At 70.4% G+C, this 19,717-nt stretch carries 10 protein-coding genes; 1 reads left to right on the top strand and 9 read right to left on the bottom strand.

Features of this window, described 5'->3' with window-relative positions:
* Positions 1-323 precede the first annotated feature (323 nt).
* From CWT10_RS01445 to CWT10_RS01410, 9 genes are all read right to left on the bottom strand, one after another.
* Positions 324-896: a hypothetical protein gene (locus tag CWT10_RS01445; RefSeq protein ID WP_128683216.1), complete on the bottom strand. Its 573-nt coding sequence runs from the start codon at positions 894-896 to the stop codon at positions 324-326.
* Positions 897-955: 59 nt separating this feature from the next.
* Positions 956-1,759, bottom strand: coding sequence for a DISARM system phospholipase D-like protein DrmC (gene drmC, locus CWT10_RS01440; RefSeq protein ID WP_103061601.1), 804 nt, complete (start codon positions 1,757-1,759; stop codon positions 956-958).
* Positions 1,756-3,849, bottom strand: coding sequence for a DUF1998 domain-containing protein (gene drmB / locus CWT10_RS01435; protein ID WP_103061602.1), 2,094 nt, complete (start codon positions 3,847-3,849; stop codon positions 1,756-1,758). Before drmB ends, drmC begins: the two co-directional genes overlap by 4 nt.
* Positions 3,846-7,853 (bottom strand): DISARM system helicase DrmA, encoded by a 4,008-nt coding sequence (gene drmA, locus CWT10_RS01430; RefSeq protein WP_103061603.1) that lies wholly within the window; start codon positions 7,851-7,853, stop codon positions 3,846-3,848. The genes drmB and drmA overlap by 4 nt, the downstream gene beginning before the upstream one ends.
* Positions 7,853-12,196: a DNA methyltransferase gene (locus CWT10_RS01425; protein ID WP_218937325.1), complete on the bottom strand. Its 4,344-nt coding sequence runs from the start codon at positions 12,194-12,196 to the stop codon at positions 7,853-7,855. The genes drmA and CWT10_RS01425 overlap by 1 nt, the downstream gene beginning before the upstream one ends.
* Positions 12,193-13,203: a hypothetical protein gene (locus CWT10_RS17020; RefSeq protein WP_199176284.1), complete on the bottom strand. Its 1,011-nt coding sequence runs from the start codon at positions 13,201-13,203 to the stop codon at positions 12,193-12,195. Before CWT10_RS17020 ends, CWT10_RS01425 begins: the two co-directional genes overlap by 4 nt.
* Before the next feature lie 230 nt (positions 13,204-13,433).
* Positions 13,434-15,455, bottom strand: a complete 2,022-nt coding sequence (gene drmD, locus CWT10_RS17015) for a DISARM system SNF2-like helicase DrmD (protein WP_199176285.1) — start codon at positions 15,453-15,455, stop codon at positions 13,434-13,436.
* Between the two features lie 207 nt (positions 15,456-15,662).
* Positions 15,663-16,058 carry a type II toxin-antitoxin system VapC family toxin gene (locus CWT10_RS01415; RefSeq protein ID WP_103061604.1) on the bottom strand — a complete coding sequence of 132 codons (396 nt, stop codon included), beginning with the start codon at positions 16,056-16,058 and terminating at the stop codon, positions 15,663-15,665.
* Positions 16,059-16,060: 2 nt separating this feature from the next.
* Entirely contained in the window at positions 16,061-16,291 is a 231-nt protein-coding gene (locus CWT10_RS01410; protein WP_103061605.1) for a type II toxin-antitoxin system Phd/YefM family antitoxin, read from the bottom strand.
* Between the two features lie 768 nt (positions 16,292-17,059).
* Here CWT10_RS01410 and CWT10_RS01405 point away from each other — a divergent pair.
* Positions 17,060-19,630 (top strand): heterodisulfide reductase-related iron-sulfur binding cluster, encoded by a 2,571-nt coding sequence (locus tag CWT10_RS01405; protein ID WP_103061606.1) that lies wholly within the window; start codon positions 17,060-17,062, stop codon positions 19,628-19,630.
* Positions 19,631-19,717 lie beyond the last annotated feature (87 nt).

The raw sequence follows: 19,717 nt of genomic DNA, 5'->3' as shown, positions 1-19,717 counted from the left end.
TTCATACACCTGCGACTCCAGGGCGCGCATCTGGTCCTCGCGGGCGCGGGCGAACAGCGGCTCGTCCAGGCGCAGCCCGAGTTTGACGTTCCGTTCCTACGCGCTGCGCGACACATTCGCGCTCGCGGCGACCACAATCCGCGACTCTCGCAGGCAGCACCTAGATGAGGCACCGATGCACTTTCGCGGGCACCTGAGATGAGTCTCGTCGCAGGGTTGACCCTTCAGGGAGGGGGTGGCAAACTGGGGCTGCCGCCGCATCAAGGTGCGGACAGGAAGTAAACGCCGGTGCACCTGTGAGGTCATAGGGCCCGGCGTTCGCGCTATCTCTTGGGATGAATCGTCTCGATTCGCACGTGTGGTTCAAGCAGCGTCCAAGCCGTAGTTTTGCCCATGCAGGCATCGCCGTAAGCTCCCAGAACCTGATCCGGCACCCACAGCATGGGTTGTTGGGCCCCATACTCGTGACGAAGTTTGAAGTCAGCGCTAACCATCCCACTCTTCCGGGCAACAGCGAAAACCGCCCGGTCTTTATCATCTTGCTTCTGCTGCCGACGCTCCAGGACCAGTTCGTCGACGCCGTAGTCGACCGACAATATGGTCATCAGCGTCATAAGCGCTTGTTGACGCGCCGACTCTTCACGTACACCCTCAGCGAGGGGACGCGCCGCGACAATCAAGTGACCTCCTCCGTGGGAACTGATTATGCGGCACGCCTCCTCCTGAACTCGAGGAATGGAGTCTCGCCAGTGCAGTTTCCTTCCCCGCACGAGAGCCATCAATTCAGAGGCAAGGTCGGGGGCGGAATCATCACGAATATAAGCACCCAAGAGATATGTTGGCTCCCGCACGCCTCTTCTGCGGACGCTCTCATCGCCGTACGCCACCTGCGCCATGGGCAAATAGTAGCCAGACCCTCAGACGCTAATTGCGTCTGAGTCGCGATCACGATGCCTTAACCGCCCACCCGTTCATACACCTGCGGCTCCAGGGCGCGCATCTGGTCCTCGATGGCGCGGGCGAGCAGCGGCTCGTCCAGGCGCAGCCCGAGTTCGACGTTCTGTTCCTCCGCACTGCGGGACACATTCGCGCTCGTGACCACCACGATCTGGTGATCCACCACCACGAACTTGGCGTGATTGCGCGGCCGCTTCCCGTCCTCACCGGCCCGCGTACGCATCACAATGGCACCCCTGAGTTCACGAGCGACCTGCGCGGTGGTGGGCGCCCAGGGCTTGGGCTCGGCGTCGGCGACGTCGGTGTCCAGGTATAGCCGCACACTCACCTCGGGCCGCGTTGCCACCTCCTTCAGTGCCTCCCACAACGCCGAGGAACGCGCAATGTTGTAGGTGGAGCAGGTAACCGAGCTGTACGCCCGCGTCACCAGCTCGTGGATGAGCCCGGTCAGGTGCCCGGTCACCCCAAGGGCTCCGGCCCCGCCGGGAACCGTCCACACCGGGGCGACAGAGGTAGGGCGTGCCAGTGCACCCTCGATGGCGCGCAGCACTGCCACGGTCCGCTCCCGCTCCAACGTGCCCAGCCCGGCCCTCCCCATCAGCTCCCGCACTCGACGCCGATGCGAGGCCTCCACGGCCCCAAGCGCCTGTGTCAGGGTCTCCCCCGCCTCCACACTGGCAGCGACGGCGCGGGCCTCCACCCCACTGAGTGCCGCCCCGAGGTCGACGACGGCGTCGCGCCGGGTCGCCTCACCCTCCTGCCCAGGGTCCCCGCCGCTCCCGTCGGCACCGGCACCGCTCACCGCGGGTCCTTGAAGAAGGCCAGCTCACGCCAAGCCCCGGGCAGCGGCACCACCAAGCGGCGGTCGAGGAAGCGGTTGGCTCGTTCGCAGGAGGTCTCCGAGGCCATGACGCAGCAGTGGCAGGCGGCACCGTGCAGGAAGTCCTCGGGGTCCTCCGGCACGCGCCTGGCGCACACCGGATCGGAGGAGCAGCGCATGAGCCCGCGCAGGGCGGCGTCGAGAATCTCACCCAGACGCGCTGGGGCACTCAACGCCACCAGACCGCCGAGCGTGCCGTCAGAGTCGGATGCCGTGGTGGTGATGAGCATGCCTGCGGCGGCGGGTCTCTCACCCTCGGCCTTCCAGGCGTACAGGCGCTCGCTGAGGCTGGCGGCCCCGTAGCCAGAACGCATGGCCATCTGCCGCATGAGCGCGTGCGCGAGCGTGTGCACCAGCCAGTAGCGGGCCGGGTGCATACGCTCCAGGTGGTCCATCTCCTTGGCGGTCTCGGAGTAGCGGCGCTCGAAGTTGCGCTTGTGCGCGGCCACGTACCGCTCCCACAGCTCACTGGCCTCCACCCGCTGCTCCCAGGAGGAAACCCGCGCCTCATCCAGTTGCAGGAACACGCCCTCGCCGCGGTCCTCGGTGGCGGGTACCCAGGCCGGGCGCCCGCCGCGGCACAGCGGCACCAGCCGGGAGCCGGAGTCGTCGATGCGGTCGAAGTCGTCAATGCGAGTGAAGCCCAGCAGTGCGTTGACCTTGCGGAGCCGGTCGACGGCGAGCACCCGCCCCACACCAGGAACCGGGCCGCCCGCGCCTGCAGGCACGGCCCGCGGGGAAACGGTCAGGCCACTGTGCTCATCGGCGTGCCGCTCCTCGGGCGGGTCCTGCTCCAGGTAGCGCCATTCCGGCACCAGCAGTTCGGTGGGGCTCCACCGGCGACGGCGCTCCTCCCGCTCCGCCTCGGACTCCGGCGGCCCCAGCGCGGCGGCGACCACGTCGCCGAGCGCCGCGTCGTCAAGCTCCACCAGCCGCCCGGTTGAGGGATTCTGCTTGAGCGCAATGCGCAGCACTGTCAGGTTGCCGCTGACAGCGGCAAGGTCCTCCCCCAACGCAGCCCGGAGCTGGTTCGCGTCATCCTTCAGCTGGGCAGCCGGGTCGAGGCGGGGCATGTCGACGATCGACTGGGTGACGGGGAACCAGAGGTTCGAGGCGCCCACCAGCATCAGCCGCGTCTCCTGCTCGCAGCCGCCCTTGACGAAGGCGTCCAGGTGCGGCAGGCGGCCACGGCACTTGGGCAGGTGGGTGCGACCCACCTCGCCCTGAGCCTGGTTCATGGGACGCCGCGCCCCGCATGAGCGGCACTTCACGGTGGCGCTGGCGCCGCGGGCGGCGCCGGTGTCGGTCATCTCCAGCACCGGCACCGCGGCCTTGGGGCATCTGCCGCCCTGGTGCACCCACCAGTCGTAGGGGAACTCGTCCAGGTGGCCGTCGGGGCAGGCCAGCAGGTAGCGGGCGGGCACGCATGGGCTGGTGCGGTTCCTGCGGGTCCCGCCCGCCTTGCCCCGAGTCCCGCGGCCGGTCTTCACCACCCTCCCCGGGCAGCCGACATGCTGCACAACCGCCTCGTCGGGCCGGTAGGGGTGTGTGTTTGCGTAGCCGCGGGGGTCGACGACGAAGGTCGTGAGCGGGGCCAGCAGGTCGCAGCCGGTGCAGCGCAGCCACTGCGGGAAGATGCGCGCGGGCACGCCCAGGTCGCTGCCCTCCCGGGAGAAGGCGTTCTCGGTCGGCTGGTGGGGGAAGGGCCGCAGCTCGGTCACCTGCGGGCCGAGTTGCAGTTGCACGCTCTCCAGTAGCCGGGGCGCATGAATTTCCGGCACCGTCCCCTGTCTGCGGGCCCAGATGCGCTCCCAGTCGTCCAGGCCGCTGGGCATGATGGTGAAGTGGGGCAGGTCGATGATGGCGCCCGGCCCGTAGGTGTACAGCAGGCTGGAGGGCCGGGCGGAGCCGACCTTGGCGAAGTTCTTCCGCCTCAGTTTCTCGGCGAGCGCTTCGGCGTCGTCGAGGGGGCTGGTGCCGCCGCCGACGGCGATCAGTTCACTGGTGCTCATGCTTCCTCCCCTGCGCTCGGGCTCGACTCGTCACTGTCATCGCGGTCTGCGTCAGCGCCGGGCTCCTGCGCCTGCCAGGCGGGGGCGCCCTCAGGCGGCTTCCAGGCAAGACGCTGCGGGTCGGGCGAGACGAGCAGGTTGATCTCGGGCTGCACCTCACGCATGGAGTTGGCGACGACGAGCACCGGCCCGCCCCCGCCCACGGTGCGGGCCGCGCCCGCTTCGGGCCCCATGATGAGTGCCGCCTGCTTGGCGGGGTCATTCACCCGCTCGTAGTTGAGGGACCTGCCGTCGCCCAACGTCTGTTCGGCCCGCCTCACCCAGGCGTCGATACGCCCCTGGAGCCGGTGGCGGGCGTAGCGGGTGGCCGCGTCCCCGGCCGCTGAGTTCTCAATGCGGGCGACGACGGCGTGGGCCACCTGCTCCAGTACCTCCCGCTGCCGGGGCGCGTTCCCGGCACCCCGCTCGGGGTTCAAGCTGCCTTCGGTCACGGCGGCCTGCAGCACACGGGCGCTGGCAACGAGCACGCCGTCGAGCCCCCGCTCCAGAGAGGTGACGGAGAAGGGGGTGACGGACAGGGGCTCCACGCGCCGGTAGAAGGTCTCGTGGAAGTGGCGGAACTGCTCGTAGTGGGCCAGGTCGCGAGGGCGGGCCCAGTTGCCGACGGTGACCACCAGGCCGGGCCGCCCGGCGTCGCGGCCGACGCGGGAGGAGGCCTGAATGTACTCGGCGGTGTTCTTGGGCTGGCCGACGATCAGCATCAGGCCCAGCCGGGTGACGTCCACGCCCACCTGCAGCATGGAGGTGGCCAGCACGGCGTCGAAGGGGTTGTGCGGGCGCGGGGTCGGCGCGGTTTTGCCAGCAGCGACGGCGGCCCTGGCCTCCCGGTACTGGGCGCGCGCCCGGGTGGAGTCGACGGCGGGGTCGAAGCCCACGGCCATCTCATCCAGGGTGCTGGTGATCTCAGTGGAGGCGATGCGACTGGTGAGCTCACCTAGGTTGAGTGCCCCGTATGCCGTTCCCGTGCGCCGCGGCAGCCCGGAGCCACGAATGCCCTTGGCCAGGGCGGTCTGGATGTCGTCCTGCATGTAGCGGGCCATGCCGGCCAGTTCACGGGTGGCGGAGAAGTAGCCGACGAGCGTCATGTAGGGGTCGGCCTCCTCCCCGCCCTCATCGAGCAGCAGCTGGCCGCCGGCCATGAGGACCTGGGCGATCTGGATCTCGGCGTTGGTCAGGCGCACGCCGGTGGCCGACAGCCCCACGTAGCGGCGTCCTGGGTTCTCTGGGCTGGGCGGGGTCTCCTTGGAGAAGAAGGTGTCGGCGGCGTCGAGGACCTGCGGCGGGAAGACGGTGGTGCCGCGCCCGTAGAGTGCGCGCACCTGGTCGGCGGCGCGGCGCACGGTGGCCGAGGAGGCGACGATGAGGGGCCTGACCTCGTGCGGTGCGCCGTCGGGGTCGTACATGCGCCAGGTGGTCAGGGCGTCGACGGCGACCTCGAAGAGCCCCACGGTGGTGCCCAGCGCCCCGGTGATCAGGTGCAGCTCGTCCTGGATGACCAGGTCCGGCGGGCGCAGCCGGGTGGCCGGGCGCACCCGGGCGGCGGGCAGGCTGCCCTTGGTGGGGTGGGACTCCTTGACCGCGCAGCCGGGGTAGTCGCTGTTGCCGGCGTCGTCGAGTGCGGGCACGTAGCCGTGGCGGTCGCAGTAGCGGGCGACGCGCCCGAACAGGGAGGCGGCCTGTCCCTCGCGAGCCAACCGGGCGAACTTGTCCACGGTGGCGATCACGAAGGCGGGCACCAGCCGGTAGATCTCCTCGTCGGTGGTGAGCACCGGGATGCCCTCGTCCACCTGGCCGCCCGGGGAGAAGGGGCACTCGCCGAACTCGTCGGGGCAGCGCACGAGGACGCGGCCGCGCGCCTCGTCGACTTCGACATCCTTGTGGCCGAGTGGCCGCCCGCACCAGGGGCAGTGGCCCAGCTGCAGGGCGGAGAAGCGGTAGCCGGCGCCGGCGTGCTGGCTGCGCAGCCGGGTGAGTTCCTTGGCGGCCTCCTCCACCCGCTTGGGAGAGACCGCGGTGCCGACCCACAGCCCGATGCGGAAGGGCTCCGCACCCCAGGTGGCGGGGTCGTCGCGGCGAGCAAGTTCGGCGGCGCACACGAGGGTGGTGGCGCGCTGGAACTGCTGGGAGGTGAGCAGCCGCAGGGTGTAGCGCATGAGCACGGTGACGCCGGCGGAGCCGTCGAGCGCGCCGTCGGGGCCGGTGACGCGCCCTTGGCGGCGGCGGATGGCGAAGGCGTAGGCGGCCAGCCCCAGGTAGGCCTCGGTCTTGCCGCCGCCGGTGGGGAAGAACAGCAGCTCCACCTTCGCCCGGTCCGCCCCCGAGCGGCGCGGGGTGGTGGGGTCCGTCAGGGCGCGGATCTGCATGAGCACGAAGGCGAGCTGGAAGACGCGCCAGTGGTGCGGGTGGTCGCCTCCGCGCACCTGCTGCTCGGCCTGGGCGGGGGTGAGGCTGGGGTCCTTCTGGCGCGCGGCGGCGATCTGGGAGTGCACGCGCTGGTCGGCCATGACCCGGTTCATGAAGGCGAAGCAGCGGCGGGCCTCGGGGTCGGCCAGGAGGAAGTCGACGCCGTCGGCGAGCTGGTCGCGCACCTGCCGGGCCTCGGCGACCACCTCGGCGGCGGTCTCACGCAGATGGGTTGGTAGGGCGGGGATGCGTGCTTGCTGTTCGTCGAGCCAGCCCGTGTAGGCGGTGACGATGGGCCGCAGGCCGGCCTCCAGTTCGGCGGGGGTGGCGACGGCGAGGGCCTGCATGTCCAGCATGGCCCCGGGCACGTCGGCGGCCCGGGTCTGTGGGGTCTCGGCGGTGGGGATCCACTCGGTGCACACGTGGGTGGCGCGGCGCGCGCCGGGGGCGACGGTCCAGTCGGCGGAGCAGGTGCGGCCGACGGCGAATTCGAGCCGGTCCCGGTACTGCAGTTCGAGGCGGGCCTCCTCGGGGTCGTCGGGCAGGTGGGGGTCCTCGTTGGCGTCGTGGACGGGCAGGAAGACTGCCTTCCCCTCGGCGGCGCCGGCGGGGGTGACGTCGAGGCGGGTCTGGAAGAGCCAGGCGTCGACGGGGATGCGACGTAGGGTCTCGCGGTCGTTGCACAGGGCGATCTCCACCAGGCGCCGATGCGTGGTGGTGTCCAGGTGGGTGTCGACGCGCAGGGTCACCTGATCCTGCAGCGGGTAGTCGGTGTTGGCGCCGTCGCCCTGGCGGAGGGGGACGCGCACGGGAATGGAGATGTCGGTGCGGCGGAAGTGGCGCTCCTCGCCGCCGGAGGGGAGGGTACGGCCGGTCTTTTCGGGGTGGTAGACGCCCCAGGAGGCGTGTACCGTGACGGCTTCCAGGTCGGCGGGGACCTGGAAGCGCAGGCCCATGGAGGCGGGGATCATGAGGCCGCGGCGCACGGGCTCGTCGTCGCGGTCGCCGCCGGTGTCCTCGTCCCCGTCCGGGCTGGACTCGTCGACGCTGGATACCGGTACGCCGGTGGAGGCGCGGGCGTCGAGGTCGTCCCCCAGGTAAGTGGTGGAGGCCCCGGCATCCGGGTCGGCGTCGGGACCTGTGTCTGAGGTGAGGTCGGCGGCCTCGCTGGTGGGCGGCTCGGTGGCCTGCTCGCCAGTGTCGTCCAGGCGGGTGGGGGCGATGCGGCCGATGAGGTAGCGGCCGTCCGGCGCGACGGGCAATAGTTCGTCATCGCCGCCGATGGGGCCGAGTAGTTGGCGGCGCAGGATGTCGGTGAGGTTCTCGCGGGCCGCCCAGGAGCCGGAGCCGTAGGGCTCCACCGGCTCGTAGACCGGGCCGTCTGGGCGCCGGGGGCCGTTAGAGCCGGGAGAAGCTGCGTGAGGCGAGGCGCCGGGAGAGGCTGCTTCGACGGTGTCGGTGGCCTCGGTGTTTACGGCCCTGGTGGCGACGCCGTGGGGTGCGCGGTACTCCTGCCGGGGTGAGTTTGTTGGCTCGGGCATTAGAACATCTCCTCCTGTCCGGCGGTGGGCTTGCGGCCGCGGCGGGTGCGGGCGGTGGGGGCAATGGACCCGGCGGCGTTAGCGGACCGGGGGCGTTTGCCGGGCTGGGCTGGTTTGGCAGCGGCCTCGGCGGCGGCGCGGCGGTGGTTCTCCTCCAGGAGTCGGTCGAGGACTTCGACGCGGGTGGCCGGCGGGATGGTCCAGCGAGTCATCTGGCGGTAGGTGTGGAAGCCGTGGGTGAGGTCGAGGTCGTCCCAGCCGTAGGCGGCCGCGACGGCCGCGTCGAGTTCCACGTGGATGGCGCGCATGCGGTCCACGTCCGGGTCCTGCCCGGCTGCCAGCTCGGGATCGTTAACCAGGTTGTACAACTTGGTCAGGCCCAGCTGCCGCCGCAGCATGATCTCCCGCCGCTCGGCATCCAGCGTGCGACCAATGGCATCGAGTTCGGGCGTGGCCTCGGGGCGAGGGAAGGTCAAGAAAACAGTGGTTGGGATATAACGGATTCCAATGCCCAACGTGGAGCCATTCTGAACTGCCCAGTATTGGTGCAGCGATGATGACAGCGTCGCCTGCGCACTGTACGAACACTCCGCGAAAACCACGAGCATATGCGACAAGACGCAATTATTTGGAATTCTAACCGGCATTATCGCATTGCTCGTTTGAGCAATGACAAGCACCTCGTCGATCCCGGAAATTGCCTCCCGCATGGCGGGTCGCTTGTCTGCATATTGCCACCATCTATTGGGAAGCGGCTTACGAAGCACGTAAGTACCGTCCGGCCGCACGCGCTGACGTTCCGGTCTTACCACGCTGTGTAGTCGTTCGTATGGGCGAGCATACGTGCGCGCCTCTGCCTCGCTCCTCGCGTTGAAGTCGATCACCCAGCGGGAGGCAGAGCAGTCGGGACGGGAGTTGAGGTCTTCGCCATTGAGGTACGGGAAGAGCACCTCGGCATTGCGCGGGTCCTCCGCGATCCACTCCTGCACCTCCTCCGGCTCAAGGGTGAAACCCTTGCCGAGCACATAGCAGCCAATGAAGGCAATGCCCGCGTTCTCGGCAAGGCGCTCTGCCTTGCCCTCGACGCGGCCGGCGGGTTCGAGCAAGGTGCTGAGCCGCGGCACCGGCACGTCCCGCTCCCCGCTGGCAACGGCACGCACCTGAGGATCGACCTTGGCGCGGGTGCCCCAAACGGCGGCGTACTCCAGGTTGGCGCTGTTGGATGGCCAGGAGCGCGACTGCACCGCCCGGGTAATGGTGAAGCCGGAGGCGACCATCTGGTCGAGCCCGACCTCGCGGGTGGCGCCCTGCGCCACCGTATTGGTGGCCACGAGCCCCAGCGTGCCGTGCGGGTTGAGCAGGGCGTGGGCGCGCAGGAAAAAGTAGGCGACAAGATCGGCACTTCCTCGGTTCCCATCGGCGAGCACGTGCACGAACCACTCACGCAGGTTCTCGCCCATTGATCCAGTGAGTTTCTTTCCGCCCAGGAAGGGCGGATTGCCCACAATGGCGTCGAAGCCGCCGCGTGCCGGGGTCTCCGAGAAGACCTCGGGGAAGGCCAGCGGCCAGTGCAGGCACCGCCAGCGGTCGTAGTCCGTGGCCACCGTCGGGGTCAGGCCCCGCTCCGGGATCGCCTCCAGGCCCGCCGGGTCGCCGTCGCCACCGGGCGGGAAGGCGGCGCTCGCCGCGGCGGCCAAGCGCTGGTAGGCGTCGTCACGGCGTCGACCGGGCTTGCCGGCCACGTCCGGGTCCAGACCGGAGGCGATGACGGCGTCGGCCAGGCAGGTGAGTGTGGCCAGCTGCTTCTCATTGGCGCTCTGCTGGCGCAGCTTGGTGGTGGTGGAGCGGGCGGGATCGGTGTCATTCACCTCCGAGGCGAGCTGGTGGCGGCGGCCGGTGACCTCCGCCAGGATCGCGTCCACATCCAGCTCCGGCAGCATCCGACCGGCGGCGTCCAGGTCGAAGAGCCGGTCCTTCCGCGCCGCGGCCGGGTCGATGTGCAGGGCGCGCAGCTGCTCCAGGTCGGTGATGCCGAGCAGAGAATTGCCGACGAACACCTTGTCGTCCACGAAGCTGAAGGGCAGGTTCCGGTCCAGGGACACCAGCCACATGGAGAGCTTGCACATCTCCACCGCCATCAGGTTGATGTCCACTCCGTACAGGCAGTGCGCCACCACCTGGCGCAGCGCGTGCCGCTCGATCTGTTCCGGCGACTTGTCCGGCGACGTCGTGCCCTCCTGCTCCCAGGCCTCCACCAGCCTGCGGGCCAGGTAGCGGGCCGCCGCCACCAGGAAGGCCCCCGATCCGCAGGCGATATCCGCCACGCGCAGGCGCAGGATCGCGTCGGAGGCGATAAGCCGCCACTGGGAGCGGTCCTCGCTCTGGTGCGGGCCAGGGTTGTAGACCAGTGGGGCGAGCGCATGGGCCACCACGTCCTCCGCCAGGGAACGCGGCGTGTAGTGGGCGCCGGCGTCGCGCCGCGAGGGCGTCTCCACCACCAGCAGCTCGCCGGGCAGGATCACCACCGGCCGACCGCGCAGATCGCGGCGGATCGCCCCGACCCACGGCCGCAGCCGCCCGCGCAGCCCGGCGTCGCGCGTCACCGCGAGCAGGGCCCGCTCGGCGTCCTCCATGGCGTCCCCCGCCGCGAGCGCCTTGGCGAGCGCGGGCTTGGTGCGGGGCTGGGCGGACGGCTGGTCGGCCTTGATCCAGGCGAGGATGGCGGCCGCGAGATCGGCGTCGTCGCCGTGGGTCTCGGCCAGGTCCTCCAGGACCGTCAGCGGCACCTCCGGCTCCTCACCGTTCCTGCCGAGTAGCCCCAGCACCACCTGATCGCTGCGGCGGCAGGAGTAGCCGAGCAGGCCCTCGTAGATGTAGCCGATCTGCTCCACGTCGATGTCCCGGAAGGAGACCCGCTGCGCCTCACCGCCGGTGTGGGCGACCTGCACCGAGCGCAGAACCTCCAGCATCACCCGGTCGGACACGCGCACCATCAGGGCGCCGTCGGGGCCCGTGGCGGTCAGGAAGCCGAAGCGATCCGGGTCGAACAGGGAGCCGCCGTAGGCGGGCATGCGCACGTCCTCCCAGGTGGCGCCGCCGAACAGGGCGCCGGAGGTCGCCAGCAGGCGGTGCCACACGAAGTAGGTGCCGTCCAGCGACTCCTCCCCCTCCTCGCGGGCCCGCTCGTCGAGCTCGTCGAGCACCCGGGACAGGCCGTAGCCGCTGCGGTAGAGGTCCTGTGTGGGCAGCAGGCCGCGTTCCTCGGCGAACAGCAGGAACACCACCCGCATCATCACGGTGACCACGCCTTCATACACCTCGTGGGCGTCCGCCGGCAGCGGGTCGGGGCGGCCCTGGCGCACGGCGTCGGCGGCCGACCGGGAGACGGCGGAGACCACCAGCTCCACCGCGCGGCGCACCTGCGTGCCCAGGGCCTCGGTGATCTCCTCGGCGGCCAGCACCGAATCGGCGAACAGGCGGGGCAGGCGCTCCTCCGTCCTGCCGCCCAGCAGGCGCTGCACCCCCAGCAGGGTCAGGAAGGCGTCGCGGGTGGCGGGCTCCTCGATCCAGGTCTGGGCGTCCACCACGCCGGAGGCAGTGGTGGCGCCGCGCGGGGCGCTGACCAGGGCCCACCAGCGGCCGTCGGTGACCACGCCGATCGAGCAGGTCGACTCCGGGGCGCGCAGCATGGCGTCCATGCGGTCGACCGGACTGGTGGCCCAGCCGTCGTCGCACACCTCGCGCAGCGAAGCCACCGGGTCAACCACCAGCACCAGTGCGCCCACGGCCGTGCCGGTGGTGCCTGCCGCGTCTCCCGCAGTCATGGCTCCCCTACCCGTGCCGGCCGCGTCTCCGGCCTCACGCAGCAGCGCACCACTCGGGGCCACGGTCACGGCGCCGCCGTCGCTGCGCACCCGGTGGGCCTCGACCAGGGCGGGCCGGTCGGCGGCGGCCGTGTAGTAGCCGCTCCAGCCGATCACCTCGGTGAGCACGGTGCGCACCCACGCGTCACGGGCGGCACGGTACTCCGGCAGGGCCGCCTGACGGTCCCGCGCCCGATCCCACGCGTCCCAGGCGGCGTCGAAGGCCGGCTTGGCGCGGCGCAGCACCTCCTTGCGGTCGTCCTCGAGCGGCGGGACGCCCTGCGGGTACAGGCGCGTCATCACCGGCACGGACAGGAACGGGCCCTCGGTGTCCACCAGTTCCAGCCAGTCGCGGTGCATCTGCGCGGCGGAGCGAGCTCCCCTCCGGGAGCCACCCCCACGGCCCGCGCGGGCGCCCCCGGCGGGGGCGCCCGCGCTGCGGCGGGAGGTGCGGCCTCCCCTGGTGGTGTTGCGGCTCATCGGCGTCCCTCCCACTGGTCGGCATCCTGCTCGGACACGGCGAACACCAGCCCCATGGAGGCGATGAAGGGCTGCACGTCCTCGTAGCGACGTGCCACGGCGTCGGCCTCCCGCCGCTCCTCGTCATCGAGGGCGGCCAGACGCTCCGCCATGGCGTGCATGTCGCGCTCGCGCTGGCGGCGCTGGTCATCCAGCCAGGCGGCGAGCATGTCCTGGTTGCTCTGCTCCTCGGCATGTATCCGCTCCAGCGACTCGGTCAGATTGGTGCGAAAGGCCGCATAGATGCCGTGCACCCGCGCGGTGTCCGCCCGCTGCCGCTCCCGCAGCTGGTCGTCGACGGCGTGCTGCAGCCGCTGGGCGCGTCTGCTCGTCTCCTCCTCGATGCGGGTGCGCAGGTGCGCGCCGTCCGCCCGCCATGCCTGAACCAGCCGCTCGCGCACCGCCGGTGAGGCGGCCCTGAGCTCACCCGGGTCGAGCATCCGGTCCAGGACCGCGTTCAGCTTCTCCTCCGCAACCGTGGAGCCGCGCAGCCGCACGCCGGTGACGAACACCTGCTCGTGCAACCGCAGCCCGCCGCGCCCAACCAGCACCAGGCGTGACACCGACGCCGCATAGGTCTCCTCCAACCCTGGCATCACCACCGCCGTGACCCGGTTGATCTCCGACCGGGGGCTGAACAGGCGCGCACGCAGCGTGCGGGTCGCCTTGCGCATCAGCGGGTGCCCGAGGTGCACGTGCACGATGCCGGGCAGGGAGGCGGAGCGCTCATCGAAGCTGACCGGGCGGGGCCGGTCCGGGTGCAGCAGCGGCGCCAGACCCGCCACGGCCTCATCCCAGGAGCGGTCCAGCGCCGGCACCCGGAAGGCCGCAAGACCCTCGGGCACGGCGTCGAACTCCTCCAGGCCGCCGACCTCCTCCAGCGGCCCGACCGGCTCCAGGCCGGGCTGGTTGGCGAGCCGCAGAGCCGTGTCCACCACGCGCCGCCCGGCCTGCGGTGTCAGGTGCATCTGCGCCTTACGGTCCTCATAGCCGCGCGCCAGGTCCGTCAGGGAGCGGTTGAGTTCCCGGCTGCCCGCCAGGGTCTGATTGACCGCCCGCTGATCCGCCGTCTGGGTCCTGCGGGCACGGTGGGTACGACCCAGCAGGCGCGCGGTGATCTGACCGTCGACGTCGTCGATCAGCGGGTTGAGCGCGCCCAGGTCCCGGGTCTCGGTGGTGATCTTCTCCGCGAGCCGGTTCAGGAAGTCGAGCTCACCGGAGCAAAGGCCTTGAGAGGCACCCCCCCCCGCCGCGGAATGAGGTAGGTCACCTCGGGCGTGTGGTGCTGCCCGTAACGGTCGATGCGACCGATGCGCTGCTCCAGGCGGGACGGGTTGAAGGGCACGTCGAAGTTCACCAGGCGGTGGCAGTAGGCCTGCAAGTCAATGCCCTCGCCGGCGGCATCCGTGGCCACCAGCACCCGCACCGGCTCCTGCGTGGGGTCGTCGTTGAAGCGGGCCCTGATCCGCTCGCGCTCCTCCGCCGGGGTCGACCCCTGGATCACCGCCAGCCGGTCCGCGCCGTAACCCTGTGAGCCGAGCACGCCGACAATCCAATCCAGGGTGTCCGCATACTCGGTGAAGACGACGACCCGCTCATTGGTCCAGTGCCTGCCGTCAGGGCGGCAGACGGCGTCGAGCACGGATGCCAACGCCTCCAGCCGGGAGTTCGCCCGCGCCTGGTAGCCGCCCGCCCAGTCCGCCAGATTCTCCAACTCCGCCTTGGTGGCGGCACTCAGCGCGTCGCCGCTGCGGGTGGCCAGGAGCGTGTCCGTCTCGGGCTGCTCAAGGCGGCCCTCCTCCTCATCCGACTGGCCCGAGCCCATGACCTCCGCGTAGTAGTCGTCGACGTCGTAGTAGTCCGCGCCCGCCGCCACCGGATCGGTCAGGTAGTTGCCGAGTGTGCGGGCGAAGGCCCACGGGCTGGACAGGAAACGCTTCTTCAGCAGCAGGGCGGCGATGTCCAGGCTGCGCCGCCCCTGCTGGCGGCCCGAGGCGCGCAGCAGCGAGTCGAGCTTGGCGTAGGCCTCCTCCTCATCGGCGGCGGCCGTGTACTCCACGGAGTTGACCTTGCGGCGCTTGAAGTCCCGGTCCGGAACATCCGCCTTCAGCCGACGCACCGTCACCTCATCCAGGGCCTTGCGGTCGATCTCGGCGCCGCGGGCGAAGCGGCGCGTGTCGATCATCTCCAGCAAGGCGGTGAAGGACTCGGTGTAACCGTTGTGCGGGGTGGCGGACAGGAACAGGCGGTGCTCGCACTTCTCGGCCAGGCGCCGCAGCGCCCGCGTGCGCTGGGAGTCCACCGCGTAACCGCGGCCGCCGCCGATGGCCGAGGGCGCGGCCGGGGCCACGTGGTGCGCCTCATCCACCACCAGCACGTCGAAGGCGTAGTTGTGGGCGCTGCCCGGGCGACCGGCGTCGTCCAGTACCTCGCGCAGCAGCCGCTGGGCGCGCACGCCCGGCAGCCAGGCCATGGACACGATCACCCGCGGATACAGGCGCAGCGGGTTCGCGGCCAGGCCGTAGGTGCGCCGGTCGGCGGCAATCCGGGCGGAGTCGACGATCACGAACTCCAGGCCGAACTTCTCGCGCATCTCATCGCGCCACTTCAGGGCCAGGCTCGGCGGGCACACAATGATCACCGAGCGGGCGCGGTGGCGCAGCAGCAGCTCCTCAATGACCAGGCCGGCCTCGATGGTCTTGCCCAGGCCGACGTCATCGGCGAGCAGGAGGTTGGTGCGCGGCGCCTCCAGGGCGCGGCGCAGAGGTTCGAGCTGGTACGGCTCCAGGGTCGCGCCCGAGCGGAAGGGCGCCTGGTAAGCCTTGGCGTCGGCGGAGGTGACCGCACCCCAGCGCACGGCGTCCACGAAGGCGCCCAGGGTGTCCGGGTCGTCGAAGGCATCGGTGGAGATCGTCTCGGGCAGGCCGCGGTCCGGAATGACCGAGTTGCCGACCTCCAGCTCCCAGATGACGGTGAGCTCCTCGCCCATGCGGTCCTCGGCCAGCGATTGCAGAGAAACCAGGTGCTCCAGGTCGGTGCGTGAATCGTCGGCGGGACTGTGGGGCAGGCCCTGCTCGCGCACGTCGGTGACGGCCCAGGTGACGCCCCGCACCTGCACGACCTGCCCGGGTTCGGGCAGGGCCGGAGCAGCATCAGTGCCGGAATCCTGGCTGGAGCCTGCGGTCGCGCCCGTGGACTGGGGTGAGGTCTGCGTAGTCATCGGTGCCTGTTCATGCGAGAGCGCCCGTTGCTGGTGGCGGGGGGCGCGAGACGAGCACACTGTAGTCCTAGTCACCATCGTCTCGGAGCGCGCGGACTCATTTCAGGCGACCTGAGCCTTATTTGATTCCTGCCCGCACTCCCGGCCGCCAACTGACATCCCCAAAGGGCAAGTACTCACCTCGCACCCGCAACATCGTCATCCACTTCATGCGAGACTCAGGAGTTGAACGCCACGCAAGGAGCTGAACACGCGGTCGGCGCTGACCAGCTGATGCCCCCACAGCATCGCCTGAGTCGCGATGATCCGGTCGAAGGGGTCTCTATGCTCCCAGTCCAGCTGGCCAGCGGTTTGCGCATCCCTGGCATCTACACTCAGCGACTGTAGACCCACACTCTCCACCAGATCCGTCCAGTCGTCAGCCAGTTGCCTTGCCTCATTCCACTTGCCCAGACGAACCTTCTGCGCGACTTCATACGCGCTAATGGAGGAGACAAGCAGGTCCTGTACCGGGTCTGCGAATACCTCAAGGACATCATCGGGCAGGCGCTCCGGTTCCGCGATCAGCCACGCCACGACGTGTGTATCAAGCAAGTAGGCCATGCCTACTCCCACGCTTCAAGCTCGTCTTCTGGCAGGGGCTCAAAGAAGAACTCATCAGGAACCTTGAGATCGGGGCGCGCCCCGAAGGTACGACGCCCTTCCGAAACGACGGCCTTAAGCGTGGCGATGGGCCTGCCGCCCCGAGCCACCGTGATCTCCTCGCCGGCCTCGACGCGGTCTAACAGCTCCGAAAGATGCGCCTCGGCCTCGGCAACACTGACCTGCACGCTCATGTATCTAGCGTACCGCCGGTCAGCATGAGCGACCAGGCAACGCCGTGCAAGAAGCCCTCGGATGCCCCCGTTCGCACCCCGCAGGGCCTTACAACCGTCCCTGCGCGACGTCATTGCCCACAAGCACCGACGCCTCCGCACGCTTAAGGCGCCTTCACGACTCCCCCAATTCCAGACTTTTCGCTGCAATTCCGCCATTTTGTCCCAGACTGCCGAACCCACCGCCGAGGCTCCCATGTGCGCCGACGTCCCCGCCGCACGCAGGAGGCCTCACCGGGCCGCACACCGCCTACTCAAAACCGCAAAATAAAGCCATTTCCACCAATACGCTCATTTCTTAAGCGTGCGCCACACCTGCTGCTCCCCTCCGCACCAACACCACCTTCCCCGGCCACGTCCGTCCCAACACATCCGTCGGATGCGTACCTTCGTTGCTTTCACCGGGCGAACGCCCCCGCACCTGTCACAGAATGCAGCACTTTCAGATTGCACCAGTCTCGCATCCACGCAGAAACCGCAGGAATCCGCGACTACGGTGAGCGCAGGCGGCGGTGGCGGAGCTGAAAGTGCTGCATCCTATGACACCCCCACGCCACATCAGCCGCCGCCAACCGCTGCCCACACCCGAGCCGCCGCCAACACCCGAGCCGCCACCAGCCCCGCCCCAGCCGCCTCACCCGCGCCCCGCCGTGCCTTTTCACCCGCATCCCAGCCGCGCCTTGGTGACGCCTGCACACCCTCACCCGTCCGCTTGCATAGGCTGACGCCATGAGTTGGCTGATGGGCATCCGCGTCGTGTGCACCATCATCGTCGCAGTCACGACGGTGATCGGCGTCTTCGTATTCGGCCGCGCCTGTTGCACCATCGCCAACCGCATGGGCGTGGGCCGGCCCGTCCCCCGCGAGCGCCTGCTCCCGGTGGGCCGGCGCCTGGCGCGCATGCTCGGCGAGGTCCTCGGCCACACCGCCTTCAAGGGCCGCCCCTGGATCCGGGCCGCGCACTGGCTGGTGATGGTCAGTTTCCCCCTGCTGTTCCTGACCCTGGTGACCGGCTACGGCCAGGTGCTGGCCGGCCCGCACTGGGAGCTGCCGTGGCTGGGCCACCAGGCCTGGTGGGCGTGGGTGGTTGAGCTCATCGCCTGGCTGAGCCTGGCGGGCATCGTCCACCTGATCATGGTGCGCCGCCACCTGACCCGCCGCCGCGCCGCCGCGCCCCCCTTCAACACCGACTCCGCGGGCGGCACCCGCACCCGCACCTCCCGTTTCGCCGGCTCCAGCCAGGGGCAGGCGTACTTCGTGGAGGCGGTCGTGGCCGGCGTGGTGGCCTGCGTGCTGGTGCTGCGAATGCTGGAGCACGCACAGCTTGCGCTGTCCGCCGACCCAGCCGACGCCGCCCTGGCCCACTGGACGCACTTCCCACTGACCGCCTGGACCGGCTCGCTGTTGGCGCCGCTGAGCGCGAACGCCCTGGCGGCCGCGATCACGGTGGTGGCGACCATCAAGGTCGTCATCTCCATGAGCTGGTTCGTAGTGGTGGGCCGGCAGCCGTCGATGGGCGTGGCCTGGCACCGCTTCCTGGCCTTCGTGAACGTCTACGCACGCCGCAACACCGACGGCACCAAGGCGCTCGGCCCCGCCAAGCCGCTGGCACTGCCGGACGGCCGACCGCTTACCGCCGATACCCTGGACGACCTCGACGCCGCCATGGAGGCCGCGGAGGAGGCGGGCACCGAGGTCAAGCTGGGCGTGGAGCGCATCGAGGACTTCACCTGGAAGGGCCTGCTGGACTTCTCTACCTGCACCGAGTGCGGCCGCTGCCAGGACCTGTGCCCGGCGTGGAACACCGGCAAACCCCTGTCCCCCAAACTGTTCACCTTGGCCCTGCGCGATCATCACGCCGCCGCCGCCCCCTACCTGCGGGCGGCCAGTGCGCTCGGGGTCGAACCCGACGATGTCACCGATGAGATGCTGGCGCAGCGCCGCGGCGCCCGCAGGCCGCTCGGGCGGCTGGCCGGCATGACCGACGGCCTGGAGGACGACGACGATCTGGGCCTGGCCCCGGGCAGCGCCCACACCGGTGACGTGCTGGGCGCGCTGCTGGCCGCCAAGGCCGCCCCCAGCGAGACGGGTGTGGCCACGCGCCCGGCGCCGCTGAACGGCGAGGTGATTACCGCGGACGTGCTGTGGTCCTGCACCGCCTGCGGGGCGTGCGTGGACCAGTGCCCGGTGGACATTGAGCACCTGGACCACATCATCGACCTGCGCCGCCAGCAGGTGCTCATGGCCTCGGCCTTCCCCAAGGAGCTGGGGCAGATGTTCCGCAAGCTGGAGTCCAAGGGCAATCCCTGGGGGCTGGCGGCGCGCAAGCGCATGGACTGGGCCAAGGGCCTGGACTTCGACGTGCCGGTAATCGGTGAGGACATCGAGTCGGCCGAAGAGGTCGACTACCTGTTCTGGGTGGGCTGCGCGGGCGCGTACGAGGATCGGGCGAAGAAGACGACGCGGGCGGTCGCCGAGCTGCTGCACACCGCGGGGGTGTCCTTCGCGGTCCTGGGCGACGGCGAGGCCTGCACCGGCGACCCGGCCCGCCGCGCCGGCAACGAGATCCTGTTCCAGACGCTGGCGGCGCAGAACGTCGAGACGCTCAATGAGGCCGGCGCGCAGAAGATCGTGGTGACCTGCGCCCACTGCTTCAACACGCTGGCCCGCGAGTACCCGCAGGTGGGAGGGCGCTACGAGGTGGTGCACTACACGCAGCTGCTCAGCCGGCTGGTGCGGGAGGGGCGGCTGCGCCCCGTTCCCCCGCAGGCGGGGCCGACGGCGCAGCCCGCCGCGGAGGCTGGGGCCGGCGACGCTCCGGGGGAGGGCGTCGAAGGCGTGGCGGGGCTGGCGGGAGCGGCCCGAGGCACGAGGGCCGCGGATGGTAGCCGAGACGCCCTCCCACGGGACGCCGCCCCATCCCCTACCGCCCCGACCGTCACCTACCACGACGCCTGCTACCTGGGCCGTCACAACCGCATCTACTCCCCGCCGCGTGAACTGCTGGAGGCGACCGGCGCCACCACCGTGGAGATGCCGCGCAGCCGCGACCGCGGTTTCTGCTGTGGCGGCGGCGGGGCGCGGGCCTTCATGGAGGAGTCGATCGGCACGCGCATCGCGGTGGAGCGCTCGCGGGAGGCCATTGGCACCGGCGCGCAGGTGGTCGCCACGGCCTGCCCGTTCTGCACCACGATGCTCTCCGACGGCGTCGCCTCCGAGGGCGCCGACGTGCGCGTCACGGACGTGGCCACCCTCATGCTGGAGGCCGTCCACCGCGGCCAGCAGCCGACCCCCGCGTGAGGACCCGGCGGTCGGCGAAACGAACGCAGAGTCGCTCGACACCAGACTGCACGCGCCCCATCCGGAGGGCAGGGCTTAACACGCTCG

It is taken from the genome of Actinomyces qiguomingii (assembly GCF_004102025.1).
GTDB lineage: Bacteria > Actinomycetota > Actinomycetes > Actinomycetales > Actinomycetaceae > Actinomyces > Actinomyces qiguomingii.
This window is presented reverse-complemented; position numbering and strand designations above follow the sequence as displayed.

Bases quoted from the DNA above. Each gene is read 5' to 3' on its own strand.
- CWT10_RS01445 (WP_128683216.1), bottom strand. From the start codon at position 896: ATGGCGCAGGTGGCGTACGGCGATGAGAGCGTCCGCAGAAGAGGCGTG.
- drmB (WP_103061602.1), bottom strand. From the start codon at position 3,849: ATGAGCACCAGTGAACTGATCGCCGTCGGCGGCGGCACCAGCCCCCTC.
- drmA (WP_103061603.1), bottom strand. From the start codon at position 7,853: ATGCCCGAGCCAACAAACTCACCCCGGCAGGAGTACCGCGCACCCCAC.
- CWT10_RS01425 (WP_218937325.1), bottom strand. From the start codon at position 12,196: ATGAGCCGCAACACCACCAGGGGAGGCCGCACCTCCCGCCGCAGCGCG.
- CWT10_RS17020 (WP_199176284.1), bottom strand. From the start codon at position 13,203: ATGCACCTGACACCGCAGGCCGGGCGGCGCGTGGTGGACACGGCTCTG.
- drmD (WP_199176285.1), bottom strand. From the start codon at position 15,455: ATGACTACGCAGACCTCACCCCAGTCCACGGGCGCGACCGCAGGCTCC.
- CWT10_RS01415 (WP_103061604.1), bottom strand. From the start codon at position 16,058: ATGGCCTACTTGCTTGATACACACGTCGTGGCGTGGCTGATCGCGGAA.
- CWT10_RS01410 (WP_103061605.1), bottom strand. From the start codon at position 16,291: ATGAGCGTGCAGGTCAGTGTTGCCGAGGCCGAGGCGCATCTTTCGGAG.
- CWT10_RS01405 (WP_103061606.1), top strand. From the start codon at position 17,060: ATGAGTTGGCTGATGGGCATCCGCGTCGTGTGCACCATCATCGTCGCA.